This window comes from Vibrio fortis, from assembly GCF_000695685.1.
GTDB lineage: Bacteria > Pseudomonadota > Gammaproteobacteria > Enterobacterales > Vibrionaceae > Vibrio > Vibrio fortis_A.
Map to the genome: position 1 here is coordinate 73,158 of NZ_JFFR01000018.1, position 23,180 is coordinate 96,337.

Annotated in this window: 19 protein-coding genes; 9 read left to right on the forward strand and 10 right to left on the reverse strand. The window is 47.3% G+C overall.

Going from position 1 to position 23,180, the window contains the following annotated elements; translation table 11 throughout:
- Positions 1-12 precede the first annotated feature (12 nt).
- The 4 genes from glnG to glnA all read right to left on the reverse strand — a co-directional run bounded on the left by glnG (position 13) and on the right by glnA (position 4,929).
- Positions 13-1,413 carry a nitrogen regulation protein NR(I) gene (glnG, locus tag VFDL14_RS0123180; RefSeq protein ID WP_032551086.1) on the reverse strand — a complete coding sequence of 467 codons (1,401 nt, stop codon included), beginning with the start codon at positions 1,411-1,413 and terminating at the stop codon, positions 13-15.
- 112 nt (positions 1,414-1,525) lie between these two features.
- Entirely contained in the window at positions 1,526-2,602 is a 1,077-nt protein-coding gene (glnL, locus tag VFDL14_RS12370; protein WP_032551088.1) for a nitrogen regulation protein NR(II), read from the reverse strand.
- A gap of 168 nt (positions 2,603-2,770) precedes the next feature.
- Positions 2,771-3,334, reverse strand: coding sequence for a DUF4124 domain-containing protein (locus VFDL14_RS12365; protein ID WP_032551089.1), 564 nt, complete (start codon positions 3,332-3,334; stop codon positions 2,771-2,773).
- A gap of 185 nt (positions 3,335-3,519) precedes the next feature.
- Positions 3,520-4,929, reverse strand: a complete 1,410-nt coding sequence (glnA, locus tag VFDL14_RS12360; RefSeq protein ID WP_032551090.1) for a glutamate--ammonia ligase — start codon at positions 4,927-4,929, stop codon at positions 3,520-3,522.
- Positions 4,930-5,482: 553 nt separating this feature from the next.
- On the opposite strand from glnA, the gene typA reads away from it, so the two are divergent.
- Positions 5,483-7,312, forward strand: a complete 1,830-nt coding sequence (gene typA / locus VFDL14_RS12355) for a translational GTPase TypA (protein ID WP_032551091.1) — start codon at positions 5,483-5,485, stop codon at positions 7,310-7,312.
- Between the two features lie 331 nt (positions 7,313-7,643).
- Here the strand turns inward: typA and VFDL14_RS12350 are convergent, their stop codons facing one another.
- Together VFDL14_RS12350 and VFDL14_RS12345 are read right to left on the reverse strand one after the other, a co-directional pair.
- Positions 7,644-8,174, reverse strand: coding sequence for an AAA family ATPase (locus tag VFDL14_RS12350; RefSeq protein WP_032551093.1), 531 nt, complete (start codon positions 8,172-8,174; stop codon positions 7,644-7,646).
- Between the two features lie 13 nt (positions 8,175-8,187).
- On the reverse strand, positions 8,188-8,829 hold the full coding sequence (locus VFDL14_RS12345) for a DUF2959 domain-containing protein (protein ID WP_032551094.1): 642 nt from the start codon (positions 8,827-8,829) through the stop codon (positions 8,188-8,190).
- Between the two features lie 40 nt (positions 8,830-8,869).
- Between VFDL14_RS12345 and VFDL14_RS12340 the strand changes: the two genes are divergently transcribed.
- From VFDL14_RS12340 to VFDL14_RS12330, 3 genes are read left to right on the forward strand one after another with little or no spacing between them, the layout of a single operon-like run.
- On the forward strand, positions 8,870-9,811 hold the full coding sequence (locus VFDL14_RS12340; RefSeq protein WP_032551096.1) for a virulence factor BrkB family protein: 942 nt from the start codon (positions 8,870-8,872) through the stop codon (positions 9,809-9,811).
- The gene (gene dtd / locus VFDL14_RS12335) at positions 9,783-10,217 is read left to right on the forward strand and encodes a D-aminoacyl-tRNA deacylase (RefSeq protein WP_032551097.1); all 435 of its coding nucleotides are present in this window, start codon (positions 9,783-9,785) and stop codon (positions 10,215-10,217) included. Before VFDL14_RS12340 ends, dtd begins: the two co-directional genes overlap by 29 nt.
- A gap of 16 nt (positions 10,218-10,233) precedes the next feature.
- Positions 10,234-11,169 carry a bifunctional GNAT family N-acetyltransferase/hotdog fold thioesterase gene (locus VFDL14_RS12330; protein WP_032551099.1) on the forward strand — a complete coding sequence of 312 codons (936 nt, stop codon included), beginning with the start codon at positions 10,234-10,236 and terminating at the stop codon, positions 11,167-11,169.
- A 45-nt stretch (positions 11,170-11,214) separates the two neighbouring features.
- Here VFDL14_RS12330 and VFDL14_RS12325 read toward each other — a convergent pair whose 3' ends face one another.
- The 4 genes from VFDL14_RS12325 to hslR all read right to left on the reverse strand — a co-directional run bounded on the left by VFDL14_RS12325 (position 11,215) and on the right by hslR (position 16,596).
- Positions 11,215-13,191, reverse strand: coding sequence for an AsmA family protein (locus tag VFDL14_RS12325; RefSeq protein ID WP_032551250.1), 1,977 nt, complete (start codon positions 13,189-13,191; stop codon positions 11,215-11,217).
- 159 nt (positions 13,192-13,350) lie between these two features.
- Entirely contained in the window at positions 13,351-14,976 is a 1,626-nt protein-coding gene (gene pckA / locus VFDL14_RS12320; protein WP_032551101.1) for a phosphoenolpyruvate carboxykinase (ATP), read from the reverse strand.
- Positions 14,977-15,312: 336 nt separating this feature from the next.
- Positions 15,313-16,191, reverse strand: coding sequence for an Hsp33 family molecular chaperone HslO (gene hslO / locus VFDL14_RS12315; protein ID WP_032551102.1), 879 nt, complete (start codon positions 16,189-16,191; stop codon positions 15,313-15,315).
- An 18-nt stretch (positions 16,192-16,209) separates the two neighbouring features.
- Entirely contained in the window at positions 16,210-16,596 is a 387-nt protein-coding gene (gene hslR / locus VFDL14_RS12310) for a ribosome-associated heat shock protein Hsp15 (protein ID WP_032551104.1), read from the reverse strand.
- Positions 16,597-16,912: 316 nt separating this feature from the next.
- On the opposite strand from hslR, the gene gspC reads away from it, so the two are divergent.
- From gspC to gspG, 5 genes are all read left to right on the forward strand, one after another.
- On the forward strand, positions 16,913-17,809 hold the full coding sequence (gene gspC / locus VFDL14_RS12305) for a type II secretion system protein GspC (protein WP_032551105.1): 897 nt from the start codon (positions 16,913-16,915) through the stop codon (positions 17,807-17,809).
- A 41-nt stretch (positions 17,810-17,850) separates the two neighbouring features.
- Entirely contained in the window at positions 17,851-19,875 is a 2,025-nt protein-coding gene (gene gspD, locus VFDL14_RS12300) for a type II secretion system secretin GspD (protein ID WP_032551106.1), read from the forward strand.
- The gene (gspE, locus tag VFDL14_RS12295; protein ID WP_032551107.1) at positions 19,875-21,377 is read left to right on the forward strand and encodes a type II secretion system ATPase GspE; all 1,503 of its coding nucleotides are present in this window, start codon (positions 19,875-19,877) and stop codon (positions 21,375-21,377) included. The genes gspD and gspE overlap by 1 nt, the downstream gene beginning before the upstream one ends.
- A gap of 1 nt (position 21,378) precedes the next feature.
- Positions 21,379-22,602 carry a type II secretion system inner membrane protein GspF gene (gene gspF, locus VFDL14_RS12290; RefSeq protein ID WP_032551108.1) on the forward strand — a complete coding sequence of 408 codons (1,224 nt, stop codon included), beginning with the start codon at positions 21,379-21,381 and terminating at the stop codon, positions 22,600-22,602.
- A gap of 101 nt (positions 22,603-22,703) precedes the next feature.
- On the forward strand, positions 22,704-23,147 hold the full coding sequence (gene gspG, locus VFDL14_RS12285) for a type II secretion system major pseudopilin GspG (protein ID WP_032551109.1): 444 nt from the start codon (positions 22,704-22,706) through the stop codon (positions 23,145-23,147).
- Positions 23,148-23,180: the final 33 nt, after the last annotated feature.

The following is a 23,180-nucleotide window of genomic DNA, read 5'->3' on the forward strand; positions in this document are numbered from 1 at the left end:
AGCATATCTAAGCTAGTACAACTCTTTTAGCTTCCTAGTTAGGGTATTTCGTCCCCAACCGAGCACTTTCGCAGCATCTTGTTTGTGACCATTAGTATGGTTCAAAGCCGCTTCAAGTAGTATACGTTCAAACTCTGGAAGCGCATAAGAGAGCAGCTCTTTTTCTCCGGAATCCAGCGCACATTTTGCCCAATTCGCTAGAAGATTCTGCCAACTATCCCCGCTATCGCTGGTGGTAACCGTTTTCTCTTCGAGCAATTCTGGCGGAAGATCTGATGGCAGTATTTCGCTACCACTCGCCATTACTGTCAGCCAGCGACAGATATTCTCTAGCTGGCGCACGTTACCAGGCCAGTTGAGTTGGTTGAGCTTAGCGATGGTCTCTGGGTGAAGCGCTTTCACCTCAACGCCAAGCTCTTCTGCAGCTGAGCTCAGGAAATGTTGCGTTAGTTTTTCGATGTCCTGCTTACGTTCGCGCAGTGCTGGGATATGGATACGAATGACGTTGAGACGGTGGAACAGATCCTCACGGAAGTCGCCTTCGTGTACCAAACGTTCTAAGTCTTGGTGGGTTGCTGCAACGATACGAACATCGACCTTCACCGCGGAATGACCACCAACACGGTAGAACTGTCCATCTGAAAGCACACGCAATAGACGCGTTTGGATGTCGAGTGGCATATCACCGATCTCATCCAAGAACAGGGTGCCGCCGTTAGCTTGTTCGAAACGACCTTGGCGTACGCTATTGGCACCGGTAAACGCGCCTTTTTCGTGACCAAACAGCTCTGATTCGATCAAGTCTTTTGGAATGGCGGCCATGTTGAGGGCGATAAACGGTTTAGTCGCGCGTGGACTGTGGCGATGCAGAGCGTGGGCAACCAGCTCTTTACCTGTCCCTGATTCGCCATTGATCAACACAGAGATTGAAGAGCGAGACAGACGACCTATGGCTCGGAAAACCTCCTGCATTGCCGGTGCTTCACCAATGATTTCTGGTGCGTCGGTATCGACAACTTCATTGGCTTGTTCGCGTTTTTGCTCATGGCTGTGGGCAATCGCACGTTCAACCAGAGTTAGGGTTTCATCGATATCGAATGGTTTAGGAAGATACTCGAAAGCACCTTTCTGATAAGCGTTAACTGCTGCGTCGAGGTCCGAGTGCGCGGTCATGATGATGACTGGCAGATCCGGTGAGCGCTGCTGAACTTGATTAAGTAGCTCGATACCGTCGATACCCGGCATGCGGATATCTGAGACTAAGACATCAGGAGTTTCGCGCTCCAGTGCCATGAGCACGCTCTCTGCATCCGCGAAGGTTTCACATTTAATGTCCGCCGAAGAGAGCGTTTTCTCAACGACCCAGCGGATAGAGCTGTCGTCATCGACGACCCATACATATCCTTTACTCATAGTTCCATTCCTTTGCAGCCAATTCTATTGTGATGATCATTGTTGTTTTTATGCTGTTATATCTTGTTGCCAACACCACCCAAGCAGCTCTCTGGTGATGTCGATAAATCTATTAAATCGGTAGATAAATGGTGAAGGTGGTGTTCCCCGGCCAGCTCTCTACATCAATTTTGCCGTTATGTTGGTCAATCAAGTTTTGCGAGATTGATAATCCAAGGCCTGTACCGCCTTCTCGTCCACTGACCATTGGATAAAAGAGGGTATCTTTGAGTTCATCTGGGATGCCCGGTCCGTTGTCGCAGATCTCAATACGTGCCGCGAGTTTGTGTCGCTGCCCATGAATGTTCGCCTGATGCACCGTTCTGGTGCGAATGGTGATTTTGCCCGATTCTTGTGAGCTCAAAATCTGCGCCGCATTGCTCACAATATTGAGCATCGCCTGCTCGACTTGGGCTGAGTCCATCAAGATGTCTGGTAGGCTCGGATCATAATCACGCTCAATAACCAATGAAGAGCCTGACTCTAACTCCACCAATTGGCGCACCTTCTCCAGTATCTGGTGGAGGTTCTCTTCACTTTTCTTACCCGGCTTTTGTGGGCCAAGTAGGCGGTCGACCAATGCTCTTAAACGGTCGGCCTGCTCGATAATTATTTGGGTGTATTCGTTCAGGGATTGGTCTGGCAGCATTTTTCCAAGAAGCTGCGCCGCGCCGCGAAGTCCACCGAGTGGGTTCTTAATTTCATGAGCTAGACCGCGCACCAAAAGCTTGGCCGCCTGTTGTTGGGCATGCTGGTTGAGTTCTTGGCTGAGGCGTCTTTGCTGGTCTATCTTGCGCATCTCTACCAACAGCAGAGTCTCACGCTGCCAAGTCATTGGACTGACGGTGACTTCCAGCATTAGCGGGCGGTTATCGACCACAAAGGTTACGTCGCTGTCAGTGATGCTTTGACCACTCTGCAGAGGCTGTGTAAGTAGTGCGAGATCGAGAGAGGCGTGCTGAATGAGTTGACTGAGTGGGTGATCAACAATGCGTTTAGCACTCTGTGAGAACAGCTGCTCGGCAGCTGGATTGGCATAACGCACATAGAGCTGCTCATCGAGCATCAAGGTGGCCGTCACCATATTGTCGAGTATGGCGTTAGATAATTGATGTGTCTCTATGCTGTCGCTCTGCGCTGATCGATTCACTGTTGCATCCTTGAACTGAGATTATTTCCTTGCACCAAATTGGTGCGTTGATAAGTTCAAGTATGGCGCATCTCAACCAGAAGCTAAAGATAATTCCTATCTGTTGCCTTAAAGTGGTCAGTATCCGGTGAAAAACAGACAAACTGGGCTTGTTTTGTGCACATTGGCCTACTTGATCGTTGCACGGTGTAAAAACACAGTGACTGGAGTAGTAGATGCAATAAGCTTGCCGCTTCTATGTGCTTGAATAGCAATGGTATGTGCACCTCGATCGATGTTTTTTAGTGCCCATATTGATCTGGTTTGCGGTGCACCATAACGGCGCCCATCTAGCATTAATTGAAGCTGCTCCCCAATACCCAGTTTTCGGTTGAGCTCTATTTCAATCGCAATCAAACCTCGATTGCTGCGCAAGGTCTGGTCATGCTGAGGAGTGATTAAAGTCAGCATGAGCGGAGGCGGAGTATCAGGCTTATCTGACGTAGATGCTTCCTGAGTGGAAGTGGCAGTTGGCAAAGGCTTTGTAGGTTTAAGGTCAACTGGCGAGGCGCTATCAAATTTAGGGGCCGGAGCCACAGCTTGAACATCGGGTAGGTCCAGTGCCTTGGCTTTGCTGTTGTCTGGTGTATCACTAAAGTGCAGCACACCATTGTCGTCTTCCCAGGTGTAGACCGTTTGAGCACTCAGCATACCTGAGAGTATTGCCCCAATTAATATCCATATCGCTTTCATGATGATGACCTTTTCAGATGCTGTGAATGCATGCGTTATAGCAGTCGGAATGAGCTGGTTTGATAGGGAATGGTACGAAGCGAATACGGGAGGAGGAATATAAAAAAGGCCCGCCTGCGAGGCGAGCCTAATATTTAGTTAGCGATTCTTACAGAGTTTCAGTAAGAAAGCTTCTCTACCAGAGATTAAACAGAGTAGTACAGTTCAAACTCAAGTGGGTGAGTTGTCATGTTCACTTTCTCTACATCTTGAGACTTAAGGTCGATGTAAGAGTCGATGAAGTCATCAGAGAATACGCCGCCAGCTGTTAGGAACTCACGGTCAGCATCTAGACACTCTAGAGCTTCTTTTAGTGAGTACGCTACTGTTGGGATTTCTGCTGCTTCTTCAGCTGGTAGGTCGTATAGATCCTTATCCATAGCTTCGCCTGGGTGGATCTTGTTCTTAATACCGTCAAGACCAGCCATTAGCATTGCTGCGTAGCATAGGTATGGGTTCGCTGCTGGGTCACCGAAACGTAGCTCGATACGACGTGCTTTAGGGCTTGGTACCACTGGGATACGGATAGAAGCAGAACGGTTACGTGCAGAGTAAGCAAGCATAACTGGAGCTTCGAAGCCTGGTACAAGACGCTTGTACGAGTTTGTCGCTGGGTTAGAGAACGCGTTGATAGCGCGAGCGTGCTTGATAACACCACCGATGTAGTAAAGTGCTGTTTCAGATAGACCGCCGTACTTGTCACCAGCAAATAGGTTAACACCGTCTTTTGCTAGAGATTGGTGAACGTGCATACCAGAACCGTTGTCACCTACAAGTGGCTTAGGCATGAATGTCGCTGTTTTACCAAATGCGTGAGCAACGTTGTGTACAACGTACTTGTAGATTTGAGTTTCGTCAGCTTTCGTTGTTAGCGTGTTGAAGCGAGTTGCGATTTCGTTTTGACCCGCAGTTGCTACTTCGTGGTGGTGCGCTTCAACAACTAGGCCCATCTCTTCCATTACTAGACACATTGCAGAACGGATGTCTTGAGATGAATCAACTGGAGCTACTGGGAAGTAACCGCCTTTAACGCCTGGACGGTGACCTTTGTTACCACCTTCTACGTCAGAACCTGTGTTCCATGCAGCTTCGATGTCGTCGATCTTGAAGAAAGAACCAGACATGTCAGTTGCAAATTTCACGTCGTCGAATAGGAAGAACTCTGGCTCAGGACCGATTAGAACTGTGTCTGCGATACCTGTAGAGCGCATGTACTCTTCAGAACGTTTTGCGATAGAGCGTGGGTCACGGTCGTAGCCTTGCATTGTTGCAGGCTCAAGGATGTCACAACGGATGTTTAGCGTTGCATCTTCCGTGAATGGGTCAAGAACAGCAGATGATGCGTCTGGCATCATTACCATGTCAGATTCGTTGATGCCTTTCCAACCAGCTACAGAAGAGCCGTCAAACATCTTACCTTCTTCAAAGAAGTCTGCGTCAACTTGGTGAGCAGGTAGAGAGATATGTTGCTCTTTACCTTTAGTATCTGTAAAGCGTAGGTCTACAAATTTAACTTCGTTCTCTTGGATCAGCGATAGTACGTTTTCTACTGACATCTTGGATAACCTCCAGTGTTATTAATTTGGTTTGTGCTCGATTCGGTCGAAACTAGCATTGATTAATGTCTTTCGGTGCATTAATCGATGCTGTTTTAACTAAAGCTAAAAGCGTGCCAAAAAAATTAATCCATTAATTTCAAGGGTTTAGTTTGTTTGTGTTTTTCTTGGTGCGTTTCTTTGCACCAAAATGATCATGCGATGCACGATTGTGGTGCAATGGTTTGGTTGTGCACCATAATGAGTCACAAACGAGTACCATTCAGCAACGATTTGCATGGGTTGTCAATCCACTTTTTCATTTTACGAAGAGATTTCACCAGCTTGGCCGAGGTAAATGGAAGGCAGAGCCATTTCGAATTGAGGGCGCCTGATGGCCGGTTATTTATCGGGAATAAACGCCTGTGGAAAAAGGCTTTGGTTCAGATCACATATTTCTGGGGTTTTTGCTAGAATCTGGTATATTATTGACCGTTTTTTTAATCAAGCTAGTGGCACTTACCCTGATTGTAGAGGTGATGTGCGGCTACTTTTATGAGTGAATCGAGAATCCATGTCTACTCCACAGATTGATAAGTTAAGAAATATCGCGATTATCGCGCACGTTGACCACGGTAAAACAACGCTGGTTGATAAACTGCTACAACAATCAGGCACACTAGAATCTCGTGGTGAGACTGAAGAGCGCGTAATGGACTCGAATGACATCGAGAAAGAGCGTGGCATTACCATCCTTGCTAAGAACACAGCAATCGACTGGAACGATCACCGCATCAACATCGTAGATACTCCGGGACACGCGGACTTCGGTGGTGAAGTAGAGCGTATCATGTCTATGGTTGACTCTGTGCTACTGATCGTTGATGCAGTAGATGGCCCAATGCCTCAAACTCGTTTCGTAACGCAAAAAGCATTCGCACACGGCCTTAAGCCAATCGTTGTAATCAACAAGATCGACCGCCCAGGCGCGCGTCCTGATTGGGTTATGGATCAAGTATTCGACCTATTCGACAACCTAGGTGCTTCTGATGAACAGCTAGACTTCAAAGTAGTTTACGCTTCAGCACTTAACGGTTGGGCTTCTCTAGAAGAAGGCGAAACTGGCGAAGACATGGAACCACTATTCCAAACTATCGTTGAAGAAGTAGCAGCACCACAAGTTGACCTAGACGGTCCACTACAGATGCAAGTTTCTCAACTAGACTACAGCTCTTACGTTGGTGTTATCGGTGTTGCTCGTGTAACTCGTGGTTCTGTTAAACCAAACCAGCAAGTAACTATCGTAAGCGCAGACGGTAAAACTCGTAACGGCAAAGTTGGCACAGTAATGGGCTACCTAGGTCTTGAGCGTCACGAAGTTGAACAAGCGAACGCAGGTGACATCATCGCGATCACTGGTCTTGGTGAGCTAAAAATCTCTGACACTATCTGTGCACAAAACGCAGTAGAAGCGCTTCCAGCACTGTCTGTGGATGAGCCAACAGTAACAATGACGTTCCAAGTAAACACGTCTCCATTCGCTGGTAAAGAAGGTAAGTTCGTAACTTCACGTAACATCCTTGAGCGTCTAGAGAAAGAACTGGTACACAACGTTGCACTACGTGTTGAACAAACAGACGATCCAGACAAATTCCGCGTATCAGGCCGTGGTGAACTTCACCTATCTATTCTGATCGAAAACATGCGTCGTGAAGGCTTCGAGCTAGCAGTATCTCGTCCAGAAGTAATCATCAAAGAAGAAGATGGTCAACTAATGGAACCGTTCGAAACTGTAACTATCGACGTTATGGAAGAGCACCAAGGCGGCATCATGGAGAACATCGGCCTACGTAAAGGTGAGCTGACTGACATGTCTCCAGACGGTAAAGGTCGTGTACGTATGGACTTCGTTATGCCATCTCGTGGCCTAATCGGTTTCCAAACTGAGTTCATGACACTAACTTCAGGTTCTGGTCTTCTTTACCATACATTCGATCACTACGGTCCACACAAAGGCGGCGAAATCGGCCAGCGTGTTAACGGTGTACTAATCTCTAACGGTATGGGTAAAGCGCTAACTAACGCACTATTCAACCTACAAGAGCGTGGTCGCATGTTCATCGGTCACGGTGTTGAAGTATACGAAGGCATGGTTGTTGGTATCCACAGCCGTGACAACGACCTAACAGTTAACGTACTGAAAGGTAAGCAGCTAACGAACGTTCGTGCATCTGGTACTGATGACGCACAGGTTCTTACTCCGCCAATCATCATGACTCTTGAGCAAGCTCTAGAATTCATCGATGACGACGAGCTAGTAGAAGTAACACCTGAAAGCATCCGTATCCGTAAGAAGTTCCTAACGGAATCGGATCGTAAGCGTGCTTCACGTGCAGCGAAATAATCAGATTTAACTGATTGAATTTAAAAAGCCCCGAGTAGCGATGCTGCTCGGGGCTTTTGTTTTGTATGAGGGTAGATGCGAGTAAGCGGGATGCGAGATACGAAGAGCCTCTTCCAAATCTAACCATCGTCATTACAGAACCGAGGGGCGAGGTGTCTGGAATCTTTCTTCCACGGTATTTAAGAGAATTCCTATCATGCTCGTGCCTCGCTGTAGGGAATGACGTTAGTCTGTTTAGATTCGAGTAAACGGGATGCGAGATACGAAGAGCGCATACTATTTCAATTCATGGGTTCGTCATTCCAGAATCGAGGAACGAGATGTCTGGAATCTAGTTACTGATTCCTAGATGACTTTCAACGAAATGAACACGCTCTTCTACCGCCATAAACGGCACCTCAATAACTTCATATCCGAGTTGCTGATAGAGTGCGACTAGGCTGTCATGAATCCCTAGCGCACCCTCAAACGAGTAAGGGCGCACCTCATCCTGCACGTAAATACTTGCTTCAGGGCGACACAAGAACACTTTAGGGTGGTAACCCTGACTCGCCTTTAGGTACTGCTCATCAATCCCTAGCTCTGCTTGAGACAAATAGCCACAGATGTCAGGAATAGCGCGGTCGAGAAAAGCGATTGAGTGCTGGCTAGCCTGCGCCTTCTGTTGACTCATTACTTCTAAACAGAGTGCAGCAAAGCCGGGAAGGTCGACCCAAGGCAATATGCCACCCTCAATTTGGCTCTGCTGTTCAATCAGCTGGCGAGACGCCTCGGCAAAGGTAGCATAGTGGCGTTGCGCGAGTGCGTTAACCAAGGTTGTTTTCCCCGCACCAGGGCCGCCACTAATGATGATAGGTTGCATTAAGTTGTTCTATTTACTTCTGGTTTAGCTGAGCAAGAAACTTATCTGACTCGGCAATCGCTTCATTCATCTGTTTGATTGCAAAGGCGATATCTTTCTCTAGGCTCATGAACTCACCTTGCAACGAACCGACCGCACTCGCATTTAGGTTATGCTTAAGATAGAGCGTGTTGTCGCGCAGTGTGTTGAGTACTGGATCCATTTTCTTCTCTGCACGCTTCATTGCTGAAAGCATGGTTTGATAAGAGGACTTGGTTTCTCGCAGCTTTTGCTCACTTGAGCGGCGCAGCGAAGCGCTGGTGTAGAGGTCGAGTTCATCTTGCCACTCGGCGAATAGGGCATCCGAGACATCTTCGATTGCAGAGATGCGGTCACTGACATTCTGTGCTGCCTTTTCGCTGTCTTGGTACTTGTCGTTGATCTTGTTGTACATATCTTCAAGGTCACCGCCGTTGAAATTGGTCAGACTGCTCAGTGCTTCTAGGGCACTGGTGAACTCTTCTTGAGCATCTTGCTGCGACTCTTTGGCGTCTTCGACACGGTCGACCATAATGTCACGCTTGTGGTAGCCCACTTGCTCCATAGCGGAGTAATACGCCGACTGACATCCCGTTAGGGTAAAAATAGATAGCACTAAGGCGAGAAAATAAGGCATCCTTGGTTCCTATATACAATTAATCAACATTATTAGGACTATGAACGAGTTACATGGGAGTTACAAGTTGAAGATCCAAAAGACAACCGAACTCGGACTCGCGTTCTCGCACTACCTGATGGCGCGAATGAAACACGATAGAGTGAATGTGAATGCGGGCTATTTAGCCTACATCACCTTGCTATCGATAGTGCCTATGTTGGCGGTATTGCTGTCGATACTCTCTTCCTTCTCTGTGTTTGCTGATGTTGGAGTGGTGATTCAGAAATTCATCATCAATAACTTTGTGCCTGCCTCTGGAGATGCGGTTCATAACGCTTTGCAGGAGTTCGTAGCTAATACCGGCAAGATGACGGCAGTAGGTAGTGGATTTCTGTTTATTGCAGCGATGATGCTGATCTCGAACATCGACAAAAACCTTAACTATATTTGGCGAGTGAAAGCCAAGCGTCGCCCAGTGCATTCGTTCTCTATGTATTGGATGGTGTTAACTCTGGGGCCAATCTTAGTGGGTGCAAGTATTGCTGCGACATCTTACGTGACTTCGCTTACCTTGCTACAAAACGAGACTGTCTCTGGGTTGTATAACTTTGTGATTCGCAAGCTGCCATTAATTCTCTCTTTCTTCACTTTCTTTGGCTTGTACTTGCTGGTTCCAAACAAGAAGATTAACTTTTCACACGCAGCTGCAGGGTCAATGGTGGCTGCACTTCTGTTTGAACTGAGTAAAAAAGGCTTTGCGGCTTACATCACCCAGTTTCCTTCTTACCAGTTGATCTATGGTGCACTGGCTGCGATTCCGATCCTATTCGTATGGGTTTACTTGTGCTGGTTGATCGTTCTGGTGGGTGCCGAGGTCACGGCGGCACTTGGCGAGCGTGAACAGTGGAGTGAGGCGCAAGAAATGGTACACTCTACCGATAATCAAAAAGTTCCAGAAAAAGGAAATCACAGTGATAGCACTGATTCAAAGAGTAAGTGAAGCTGCCGTTCGCGTAGATGGAGAGGTAGTTGGCGAAATCGATAAAGGCTTATTGGTGTTGCTAGGTGTAGAGAGAGACGACGACGAAGCTAAAGCGAAACGTTTGATGGAAAGGGTGACGACTTATCGCGTCTTCGGAGATGAAGAGGATAAAATGAACCTTAACGTGAAACAGGTTGATGGCAAAGTCTTGGTTGTTTCGCAGTTTACGTTGCCAGCAGATACCAAGAAAGGCACTCGTGCTGGATTCTCTCGTGCTGCACACCCTGCCGATGCTGAGCGTCTTTATGAATACTTCGCGGATCAATGCGCTGCTGTACTGCCAACGGAACGTGGCCGATTTGCAGCAGATATGAAGGTTTCTCTGGTCAATGATGGCCCTGTGACATTCTGGCTACAGGTTTAAGCTTAAAGGAATAAGCATGTTTAAACTCATTACTCCGACCACGGAGAATCAACTCAATAAGTATTATCACTTTCGCTGGCAGATGCTGCGCGAGCCTTGGCGCATGCCGGTTGGTTCGGAACGTGATGAATATGATGGTATGAGTCATCACCGAATGATTGTCGATGGTCGTGGTCGACCGATGGCAATTGGTCGTCTCTACATCACCCCAGATCTCGAAGGTCAGATCCGCTATATGGCGGTGAAAAACTCACGCCGCAGCAAGGGTATGGGTTCTCTTATCTTGGTTGCACTGGAATCTCTAGCTCGCCAAGAGGGCGCGAAACGCTTAGTGTGTAATGCGCGTGAAGATGCGATTTCATTCTACGAGAAGAATAGCTTTGAGCGTCGTGGTGAGATTAACGATCAACGTGGTCCAGTGCGTCACCAGCAGATGGTAAAACATCTCGACCCAATGGCAGACGTACTGCGAAAACCTGAATGGTGTAATGAGCTACAACAGCGCTGGGAACACCAGATTCCTATCAGTGACAAGATGGGCATCAAGATAAACCAATACACAGGTTACCAGTTTGAGTGTAGCGCTCAGCTTAACCCTAACCTCAATCCTCATAACACCATGTTTGCGGGCTCAGCGTTTACTCTGGCGACACTGACGGGGTGGGGTATGACGTGGCTGTTGATGAAAGAGCGTGGCCTGACAGGTGATATCGTGTTGGCTGACAGCAACATTCGCTATCGCCACCCAGTTGAGCAGAACCCAGTGGCTTCAACCTCTCTAGATGGAATTAGTGGCGATTTAGACCGACTCGCATCCGGGCGCAAGGCGCGAATCATCATCCATGTCACGATTCACAGTGGTGATGTGGCGGCGGTTGAGTTCACGGGAACTTACATGCTGATCCCAGACTATAAAAAGGTTCTTAGTTCCACGCAAAACGTCTCGGAATAATACATTTTAATCTCTTAAACAACGCCACTTCTCTGAGTGGCGTTTTTATTGGCAGCTCTCTTTGTGCACGAGCTGCGCTTGGGTGATTAAACCAGAAACTTCGTAGCATTCACTCGACAGAGTAATCGTTAAACTGTGCGTCTGTGGTGTCACGAGATCGAGCTCTCCAGTGACTTCACCAGTCAGTGTTACAGGCTGTGGTTGATCGTCTTGTCGTGTTGCACCAATAATGTGCAACGACGGTAATGATAGGTGGCCGCGGTTTAAGTCGGCTTTGATATCTGAGATCTCGAAGTTTACGATCTTGGATGGCACGGCTTCATTTTCTAGGGGCTCATTAGCTTTGGCGTCGTTAGAAGCAAAGTTAATCACACCATTGCGAATACTGCCTTCTAGGCTCGCTGTGGCGGAATGTCTGAGCATAAGGTCATCGCCTGCTAAACCAGATACTTGCAGCTCAAACTCACCGATACCAGAGGCATCAAAAGGTAACGCTAAGTAAGGAATGAAGGGCGACAATGGAACACCATCGGCACTGATGGTCGCTTGCCATGGCTGGCTGACTTGATTGAAATCGACGGTAGCTTGAGCCTCAATGTAACCTTGTTTCAGTGGAGCAAACAGTCGCTTAAGCTGCCATTGGCCTTGGTGGCTGCTCATTTCAACCACGGGCTGGGCAGACAAAATGCTCTGATAGCTTGCATCATTAGCACTGGCGCTTAACTCACCTTCCCACAGCCCCCATTTCCCTTGTTCTATCAAGGTCAGCCCTTGACCCTCTATGTGTAATCCAGAGACCTGCCAATATGGCTGGTTAGCCAACTGAATTCGTTGGCTTCTCTCGACATTGAGCCGCGAGACCGAGAGGGATTCGATTCCTTGCAGCCAAGGTTGCAATATTCTAAGTGGTTCTTGCTCTTCCGCTGATTCTGTCACCCATTTTACACCGCGGACATCCAGCTCTTGGAGCTTGATTGAGCGAGGTCCTATTTGACCATTGAGTTGGACACTGCCTTGCTGCCATTGGCTGTAAAAGTCATTAATCTCGATCTGATCGTCTTGTAGAGTCAGTTTTAGGTTGGGCTCAATCCACTGCTCGTCTTGCAGAGAGAGACTCTCAGCTTGCAGTGAGAAGTAACCCTGTTGTTGCTGCCATACCCTGAAAGGCAATTGGATGTTTTCAAATGATGCACTGAAGGCGGCGAGGTGACCGTCTTGCCAAGCGATGTCACTTTTCAGGATATCTAGGCTATTGATATGGCTGATGTTGAAGTTTGGAATCTGCCATTCTGATTTTAGCAACTGTTGAGTTTGCTTCTGATTAAGGTGTAGACCATCGATGGTGACGTTAATCAGAGACCATCCGCTTGGGTACTGCTCTGCTTGCCCTGAGATCTTAGCGCCGCGCCAGTCGAACGATACGCCATAGAGAGTGCTGTCATGTGTTTTTAGATCGAGATCGATGAGGAAGTTGTCTAAGGCCTCGTTTTGCCAAAAGATCTGTCCTGCCTTGAGCTGAATTTTTCCGTTGGGTAATAACTGCTGTGAGTTCGCCCAATCTGGGTTCGCGATTTGAATATCAAGATCGCGAGCACTAAATTCTGGTGTTGAAAAATCGAGATTGTTGATTGCGAGTTGATGAAGCTTAATTTGTGGCTGAGTGAGCTGCGTCTTTAGTAAGTCCAACTCTTCGGATTGCCACTGAACGCCACTGATAAGCAGTGAGTCGAGCTCTAGCTGCGCCGTGAAAAAACTATTGGGATTGAGCCAAAGTTGAAGTTTATCGATATAGAGTGGTTCGGACTCATCATCGATTGAGTCGGCAGTAATGCCTTGCAGCGTCAGTTGGTAAGGCGCCTGATAATCGACGTCTTCGACTGTGATCGGGTGAGATATCGAGTGCTTGAGTAGGAAATTAGCGATATCAGTGCGGTACTGGATCTGCAAGCCAAGCAGCAGTGTTGCGACACCTGCGACGAGGACAGACAATACAATCCCAACCACCATGACGACTCTTTTCATTCCTAGCGCACCTTCCATTTCTTCGTTGCTCAAAATAGAGTGGAACAAAATACGCGCTGCGGCAACAAAAAAGCCCCTCAAAAGAGGGGCTTGCTACAAAAATATCGTTTTTAAGAGGGTATTAGCCTTATGGCTTTGCCCTCAGAGCAGAGTGAACAATTAATCCAGTTGTGGGCCTGCAGAAACAAGCGCTTTACCTTCATCGTTGTCGGTGTACTTATCGAAGTTGTTGATGAAGCGTTCCGCAAGGTCTTTCGCTTTGCTTTCCCATTGTAGTGGATCCGTGTATGTATCACGTGGATCTAGGATTGTTGGGTCAACATCGTGCAGTGCTAGTGGTACCTCTAGGTTGAACATAGGGATAACCTTAGTTTCTGCATCGTCGATTGAGCCATCTAGGATCGCGTCGATGATACCGCGAGTATCTTGGATAGAGATACGCTTACCGCTGCCGTTCCAGCCCGTGTTTACTAGGTACGCTTCTGCGCCAGCTGCTTCCATACGCTTCACTAGTACTTCTGCGTATTGAGTTGGGTGTAGAGTTAGGAACGCTGCGCCAAACGCTGCAGAGAACGTTGGAGTTGGCTCAGTGATACCACGCTCAGTACCTGCTAGCTTCGCTGTGAAACCAGATAGGAAGTGGTATTTCGTTTGCTCTGGAGTCAGCTTAGAAACTGGTGGTAGAACGCCAAATGCATCCGCAGTCAGGAAAATAACCTTCTTCGCGTGGCCCGCTTTTGAAACTGGCTTAACGATGTTATCGATGTGGTGGATCGGGTAAGAGACGCGAGTATTTTCTGTTTTAGAGCCATCATCAAAGTCGATAGAGCCATCGCCACGTACCGTTACGTTCTCTAGCAGTGCATCACGACGGATTGCGTTGTAGATCTCTGGTTCTGCTTCTTTCGATAGGCGAATGGTCTTCGCGTAACAGCCACCTTCGAAGTTGAAGATACCGTCGTCATCCCAACCGTGCTCATCGTCACCGATAAGTTGACGTTTAGGGTCTGTAGATAGCGTTGTTTTACCTGTACCTGATAGGCCGAAGAATACCGCTACGTCGCCTTTCTCGCCGACGTTCGCGCTACAGTGCATAGAAGCGATGCCTTGCAGTGGAAGTAGGTAGTTCATCATTGCGAACATGCCTTTCTTCATCTCACCGCCGTACCAAGTACCACCGATGATTTGTACACGCTCAGTCAGGTTGAACGCCACAAAGTTTTCAGAGTTTAGGCCGTGTTCTTGCCATTTCGGGTTAGTTGTTTTCGCGCCGTTCATTACAACGAAGTCTGGTTCAAATGTTGCCAGCTCTTCTTCAGTAGGGCGGATAAACATGTTCTTAACGAAGTGCGCTTGCCACGCTACTTCAGTGATAATACGTACGCTCAAGCGCGTATCAGGGTTAGCACCACAGTAACCGTCAATTACAAATAGGCGTTTGCCAGATAGCTGTGTAGTCACGAGTTCTTTAAGGTCGTTCCACACTTCAGTTGTAATCGGTTTGTTATCATTCTTACCTTGATCCGACCACCACATAGTGTCGCGAGTCGTATCGTCTTTAACAATGTACTTATCTTTTGGTGAGCGGCCAGTAAAGATACCAGTGTCAACAGCAACAGAACCCAGCTCGGTAACTACGCCTTTTTCGTAGCCTTCTAAGCCTGGAAGAGTTTCTTCCACGAACAGCTGTTCATAACTTGGGTTACGTAGTACTTCAGTTACGCCAGTAAGTCCGTGTTTAGTAAGATCAATTTGTGCAGCCTTTGTATGTTCCATAACGGTCATAGGTGCTCCTTGTAGGATATTTTGTAGGGATTTTGTATTAATTTTTGTTGTTATCTGCTCACCATGCTAGCAACGAGACATGGGGGAAACAGGGATATAGCTCAAAAATTATCCATATTTTCCATGGGGTTTTAAGTGTCTCGTCACATATTGGCCCAACTAGTCTATCCTGTACGCAAACCTTTGCGCTAGGGGCTTGAACATTATTAATTGATTAAAATTAAGCAGTGATTTTATTACGAGATGTTACGAGATTTGCGCTAATTTGATCACAAAAAAGGCCAGCTTTGCGCTGACCTTTTTGGTTTAAATTACGTGTTTTTAGAACGGCGTAAATTAATGAACCGTATTGTTGCCTTTATCTGCCGCTTCTGCGAACAGAGCATCAACATCGTTCTTGTCGAAAGCGTAGCTTGTGCCACAGTAATCACAGTGAAGAGCAACGCTACCTTCAGTGCTGATGATGCTGTAAATCTCTTCTTGAGCCACAGTAATGATAGCTGCGCCACTGCGTTCACGTGAACAACCACAGAAGAACTCAACCGGTTGAGGCGTAAACAGCTGTACTTTCTCTTGGTTGTACAGGCGGTATAGAAGTTCGTTCGCTTCTAGAGAGAACAGTTCTTCATTTTTTACCGTTGCGGTTAGCTGCTCTAGATGTTCAAAGTCATCTGGCGTACCTGTACCGTCTGGCATTACTTGTAGAAGCATACCTGCTGCATGTGGTTTGCCTTCGTGCTCACCAGTACGTAGCCATAGGCGTGTTTTAAGCTGCTCAGAGTTTGCGAAGTAGCCTTCAAGAACGTCTGCTAGTGTGTCGCCTTCTAGTGCTACGATACCTTGGTAACGTTCGCCTTTCTTAGGATCGATAGTGATCACTAGGTAGCCTTTACCCATTAGGTCATGCAGGCCAGCGTCATCAGCGATATCGCCTTCGAAGCGCGCTACACCACGGATCTTCTGGTCGTGATCACCATTGATTACTGCTAGAGATACTGGGCCATCACCTTGTAGTTGCATAGTGATAGAGCCTTCAAACTTTAGAGTCGCAGTAAGAAGAGTCGTTGAAACTAATAGCTCACCAAGAAGCTTTTGAATAGCCGCTGGGTATTCCTTGCTAGAAATAATTTGTTGGTACGCTTCGTCCAGTTGTACCAATTCACCACGTACCGATAGGTCTTCAAATAGGTAGCGATTTAAAACATTGTTTGCCATTTGGCGGTTCCTTCTAGCTTATTGATGCTTGAACTTGATGATGTCACGACGTTGCTTTTTGTCAGGACGACGTTCAGGGCTTGGGTTATGTGCATGTAATTTACGCTGTTGGGCGTGTGCTTCACGCTTTGCCAAGCTTTCTTTCGTTTCGGTATAAAGGGTTTGAGCTTCTGGAGCTCCGCGGCGCTGATCGGAAATTTTATCGATCGTGACCGTCTTTTCTTCATTGCCTTGACGCAGTGAAATCACTGCCCCAAGTTCTACGATTTTGCTTGGTTTGCTGCGTTGACCATTATAGTGGACTTTACCACCATCGACCATATTGCGAGCAATAGAGCGAGTTTTGTAAAAGCGTGCTGCCCACAACCATTTATCTAGTCTGACAGCTTCATTAGCGGTTTTCATATGGCGCTGTGCCCTTTAAGTGAAAAAATGAATGTGGTTTAACTGAGTAAAATCAGTTCGCAACTTGTCATAGATGATGCTTATCACATTTGGTAGAAGCTAAAGTGGTGGCAAATGTGTTTTTTTTCAAGGCATACTGCAAAATAGCTCACGTTATGATTTTTTATGCGTAGGCTATGATATAGTTTTGGATCCTATGTCAAATGAGTAGTTGGCGTAGCATTTATGTACAAAAAAGCTGAGAGCTTAATGAGTTAGCGCTCTCATCTTCACAAAAGGGTTTAGGCAAGTGAAGTTATTGGAGCTCAAAAATCTCATGGGAAATTCTCCCTTGTTGAGCCGATTAATAGAGAATGGATTTGTATTTCAGCAAAAGCTGAGCCTGATAACTTGCTGTGTATTGATTGCCATTTCTGCATGGATACTGGGTCAGTTGGCTTGGTTGATTGAACCTGCAGAGCAGTCGGTTACGCCATGGAAAGCGCAAGCCTCGTCATCCTCTCGACCGCAATCTACGCTCGATATTTCCTCTCTCCAGAAGAGCAATCTTTTTGGTGAGTATAATGCTGAAACGCCAAAAGTGGTTGAGCAGCCAGTTATTCAAGACGCCCCAAAGACGCGCCTCAATCTCGTATTGGTGGGGGCTGTTGCTAGCTCAGACCCGCAACGTAGCCTAGCGGTGATTGCCAATCGTGGTAAACAAGCGACTTATGGTATTAATGAAGAGATCGAAGGAACACGCGCTAAGCTTAAGGCGGTGTTAATCGATCGCGTGATCATCGATAACTCAGGCCGTGACGAGACCTTGATGCTAGAAGGGCTTGAATACAAACGCTTATCGGTTTCTGCGCCAGCGAAGCCTCGTGCTTCGTCATCAGTGCGTGGTAATAACCCAGGATCAGCCGAAGAGAAGCTTGAAGAGATTAAAGCGAAGATCACCAAAGACCCGCAACAAATCTTCCAATATGTGCGTCTTTCGCAAGTAAAACGCGACGGTAATGTAATTGGTTATCGCGTCAGTCCTGGAAAAGATCCCGAACTTTTTAAATCTGTTGGGCTCCAAAGTGGAGACATCGCGACTCAGCTTAATGGACAAGACCTGACCGATCCGGCTGCTATGGGCAGTATATTCCGCTCTATTTCCGACTTGACTGAACTAAACTTAGTAGTCGAAAGAGACGGACAGCAGCATGACATTTTTATCGAATTTTAGAACATTTCGCTTACCGAAAGGCGAGAGTGTAGGAGTAGTACGTGAAGCATTGGTTTAAGAAAAGTGCATGGTTACTAGCAGGAAGCTTAATCTGCACACCAGCAGCCATCGCTAATGATTTTAGTGCCAGCTTTAAAGGCACTGATATTCAAGAGTTTATTAATATTGTTGGCCGTAACCTAGAGAAAACGATCATCGTTGATCCATCGGTGCGCGGCAAGATTGATGTACGCAGTTATGACGTACTCAATGAAGAGCAGTATTACAGCTTCTTCCTCAATGTTCTGGAAGTTTACGGCTACGCCGTGGTTGAGATGGAATCGGGCGTTCTAAAGATCATCAAAGCCAAAGATTCTAAGACGTCTGCGATTCCTGTGGTTGGCGATCGTGAAAACATTCAAGGCGATAGCGTGGTCACTCGCGTTGTGACGGTTCGTAATGTTTCTGTTCGTGAGCTTTCACCACTGCTACGTCAGCTAAATGACAATGCGGGTGCGGGTAACGTAGTGCACTACGACCCAGCCAATATCATCCTAATCACCGGCCGTGCTGCGGTCGTTAACCGTCTTGCCGAGATCATCAAGCGTGTTGACCAGGCGGGTGATAAAGAGATTGAAGTAGTGGAGCTGAAAAACGCTTCTGCTGCTGAAATGGTGCGTATCGTTGATGCACTTAATAAAACCACTGATGCGAAAAACACACCTGCATTCCTACAGCCTAAGTTGGTAGCGGACGAGCGTACCAATGCCATCCTTATTTCAGGTGACCCTAAGGTGCGTAGCCGCCTTAGAAAGCTGATTGAGCAGCTCGATGTTGAGATGGCAACGAAAGGCAATAACCAAGTTATCTACCTTAAGTATGCGAAAGCAGAAGACCTAGTCGACGTGCTTAAGGGCGTGTCAGACAACCTGCAATCTGAGAAGCAGAGCTCGAGTAAGAACCGTAGCAGTAACCGTAACCAAGTGATGATTTCTGCACATGCAGAGACCAACTCCTTGGTCATCACCGCCCAACCAGACATCATGAATGCGTTGCAAGATGTGATTGCTCAGCTGGATATTCGTCGTGCTCAAGTTCTGATTGAAGCCCTGATTGTCGAAATGGCAGAGGGTGATGGCGTTAACCTTGGCGTGCAGTGGGGTAACTTGGAAACGGGTGCGATGATCCAATATGGTAATACCGGGGCATCGATCGGTCAGGTTATGGTTGGCTTAGAAGAAGCTAAAGACTCGGAAGAGACGACAACCGTAACTGATGAAAACGGTAACGTAACTGGCTTCAATACAGTGACTAAAGAAGGCGATTACTCGACTCTAGCTTCAGCATTAGCAGGCGTTAACGGCGCTGCGGTAAGCGTTGTCATGGGTGATTGGACGGCACTAATTAGTGCGGTTGCGACTGATTCGAACTCGAACATCCTATCTTCTCCAAGTATTACTGTAATGGATAATGGCGAAGCATCTTTCATCGTTGGTGAAGAAGTGCCGGTACTGACGGGCTCTACAGCGGGCTCAAGTAACGACAACCCATTCCAAACCGTTGATCGTAAAGAAGTTGGTATCAAGCTAAAAGTCGTCCCTCAAATCAACGAAGGCGACTCTGTTCAACTTAATATTGAACAAGAAGTTTCTAACGTATTAGGTGCAAACGGTGCGGTTGACGTACGTTTTGCTAAGCGTCAGCTGAACACTTCTGTGATTGTTCAAGACGGTCAAATGCTTGTACTGGGCGGTCTGATTGATGAGCGTGCACTTGAGAGCGAATCTAAAGTACCGCTACTGGGCGATATTCCAGTGCTTGGTCACCTATTTAAATCGACCAGTACTCAGGTTGAGAAAAAGAACCTAATGGTGTTCATCAAGCCGACCATTATTCGCGATGGTATGACAGCGGATGGTATTACCCAGCGTAAATACAATTTCATTCGTGCAGAGCAACTGTTTAAAGCGGAACAGGGCTTGAAGCTACTGGATGACGACAATATTCCAGTATTGCCTAAGTTTGGTGAGAGCTTTAACCACCCTGCAGAAATTCAAGCGTTCATCGATCAAATGGAAGAGCAATAATGGCAGAGATGGTTGAGCCTGTTCGCAGCTTTCAGCGTTTGCCATTCAGCTTTGCAAACCGCTACAAGATGGTGCTCGAGTATCAACACCCAGAGCGCCCGCCAGTTCTTTACTATGTAGAACCTCTTAAAGCTGCGGCAATCCTAGAGGTGAGCCGCGTGATGAAAAGTGGCTTTACTCCACAAGCGATTGTCTCTGATGAGTTTGAGAAAAAGTTGACTGAAGCTTATCAACGTGACTCATCGGAAGCGCGTCAATTGATGGAAGACATCGGTGCTGATAACGACGACTTCTTCTCGCTAGCCGAAGAGCTACCGCAAGATGAAGACCTGTTGGAATCAGAAGACGATGCGCCAATCATCAAGTTAATTAACGCGATGTTGGGTGAAGCAATCAAAGAAGGCGCCTCGGATATCCATATCGAAACCTTCGAGAAATCACTTTCTATACGTTTCCGTATTGATGGCGTGTTACGTGATGTATTAGCGCCAAGCCGCAAACTGGCACCTCTGCTAGTATCGCGTGTGAAGGTTATGGCTAAGCTCGATATCGCAGAAAAGCGTGTGCCACAAGACGGCCGTATTTCACTGCGTATCGGTGGTCGTGCTGTGGATGTGCGTGTATCTACCATGCCGTCGTCACACGGTGAGCGTGTGGTAATGCGTCTACTCGATAAGAATGCCACACGTCTTGACCTGCACAGCTTAGGCATGACAGCTCAAAACCATGAGAACTTCCGCAAACTGATTCAGCGTCCGCACGGCATCATCTTGGTCACCGGCCCGACAGGTTCTGGTAAATCGACGACCTTGTATGCGGGTTTGCAAGAGCTTAACAGCAACGAGCGCAACATCCTGACGGTAGAAGATCCGATCGAATTTGATATCGATGGTATTGGCCAAACTCAGGTAAACCCTAAGGTTGATATGACCTTTGCTCGTGGCCTGAGGGCGATTCTTCGTCAAGACCCAGACGTAGTAATGATTGGTGAGATCCGTGACTTAGAAACAGCAGAGATTGCGGTTCAGGCATCTTTGACGGGTCATTTGGTAATGTCGACCCTCCACACCAACACGGCGGTCGGTGCGATTACTCGTCTGCGTGACATGGGTATCGAACCTTTCCTAATCTCTTCATCGCTACTTGGCGTTTTGGCGCAGCGACTGGTTCGTACGCTGTGTAATGACTGTAAAGAGCCGTACGAAGCGGACAAAGAGACCAAAAAGCTGTTTGATTTGAAAAAGAAAGACAGCCTAACGCTTTATCATGCTAAAGGGTGTGAAGCGTGTAATCACAAAGGATATCGCGGTCGAACAGGTATTCATGAGTTGCTAATGGTCGATGAGTCGGTGCAAGAGTTGATTCACAGCGAAGCGGGTGAACAAGCGATTGAGAAAGCGATTCGTAGTACCACGCCAAGTATTCGTGATGATGGCCTAGCCAAGGTTCGTCAGGGCATCACTTCACTAGAAGAAGTGATGCGCGTGACCAAGGAAGTCTAGTATGGCGGCATTTGAATACAAGGCACTGGATGCGAAAGGCAAAACGAAGAAAGGCTCGATAGAGGCAGACAACGCGCGTCAAGCTCGTCAGCGCCTCAAAGAGCAAGGCTTGATGCCTGTTGAAATGGCTGAAGCCAAAGCAAAAAGCAGCAATGGGGGCAGTGCGCCTTCGACTAGCTTTAAGCGTGGTATCAGTACGCCCGATCTTGCTTTGATTACGCGACAGATTTCGACTCTGGTTCAGTCTGGTATGCCGCTCGAAGAGTGTTTGAAAGCAGTAGCAGAACAGTCTGAAAAGCCGCGTATTCGCACCATGCTGTTGGCCGTTCGTTCTAAAGTAACGGAAGGTTACACCTTAGCTGACAGTCTTGCTGATTATCCTCATATCTTCGATGAGCTGTTTCGCGCCATGGTGGCAGCTGGTGAAAAATCCGGTCACCTGGATGCGGTTTTGGAGCGCTTAGCCGATTACGCCGAGAATCGTCAAAAGATGCGCTCTAAGCTGATGCAAGCGATGATCTATCCGGTGGTGCTGGTGGTCTTTGCGGTGACGATTGTCTCTTTCTTGCTCGCCACCGTAGTACCTAAGATTGTTGAACCTATCATTCAGATGGGTCAAGAGCTGCCTCAATCAACACAATTTCTGTTGGCCTCGAGTGAGTTCATTCAGAACTGGGGTATTCAGCTATTCCTTTTGATCGTTGGCTTTGTTGTATTGGTGAAAACGGCACTCAAGAAGCCGTCGATTCGTCTGAGCTGGGATAGAAAACTTCTGAGTATCCCTCTGATTGGCAAGATTGCTAAAGGGATCAATACCTCACGCTTTGCGCGCACTCTATCTATCTGTACTTCAAGTGCGATACCTATCCTTGAAGGGATGAAGGTAGCGGTGGATGTTATGTCGAACCACCATGTAAAGCAGCAGGTCCTGCAGGCCTCAGACAATGTACGTGAAGGTGCGAGCCTTAGAAAAGCGCTCGATCAAACCAAGCTGTTCCCGCCAATGATGCTACACATGATTGCCAGTGGTGAGCAGAGTGGTCAGTTAGAGCAGATGCTGACCCGCGCAGCTGATAACCAAGACCAGAGCTTTGAATCTACGGTCAACATTGCCTTGGGCATCTTTACTCCAGCTTTGATTGCGCTGATGGCAGGCTTGGTACTGTTTATCGTCATGGCGACTTTGATGCCTATGCTGGAAATGAATAATTTAATGAGCGGGTAATCTCGCTGGTTTAACCTATTAGTTTTAGATTCTAGTTTTAGTTTTTAGATTCGGAGAGAGGCGCGTCTGCTAAACTCTCCGGCTGTCATTTGGAGAAAATAATGAAAAATAAAATCAAAAAGCAATCCGGCTTTACCCTGTTAGAGGTAATGGTGGTTGTGGTTATCCTAGGTGTGTTGGCGAGCTTCGTTGTGCCAAACCTTCTGGGCAACAAAGAGAAAGCGGATCAACAGAAAGCGATCACTGACATCGTTGCTCTAGAGAACGCTCTTGATATGTACAAGCTAGACAACAGCGTGTATCCAACAACCGATCAAGGTCTAGACGCACTGGTTTCAAAACCAAGCAGCCCAGAGCCACGTAACTACCGTGACGGCGGCTACATCAAGCGTCTACCAAACGACCCATGGGGCAATGCATACCAATACGTAAGCCCTGGTGATAACGGTACGATTGATATCTTCACGCTAGGTGCTGACGGCCAAGAAGGCGGTGAAGGTGCAGCAGCAGATATCGGCAACTGGAACATGCAAGACTTCCAATAAGCACTCGCTTATTGTGAACGCATGTCGTGATGG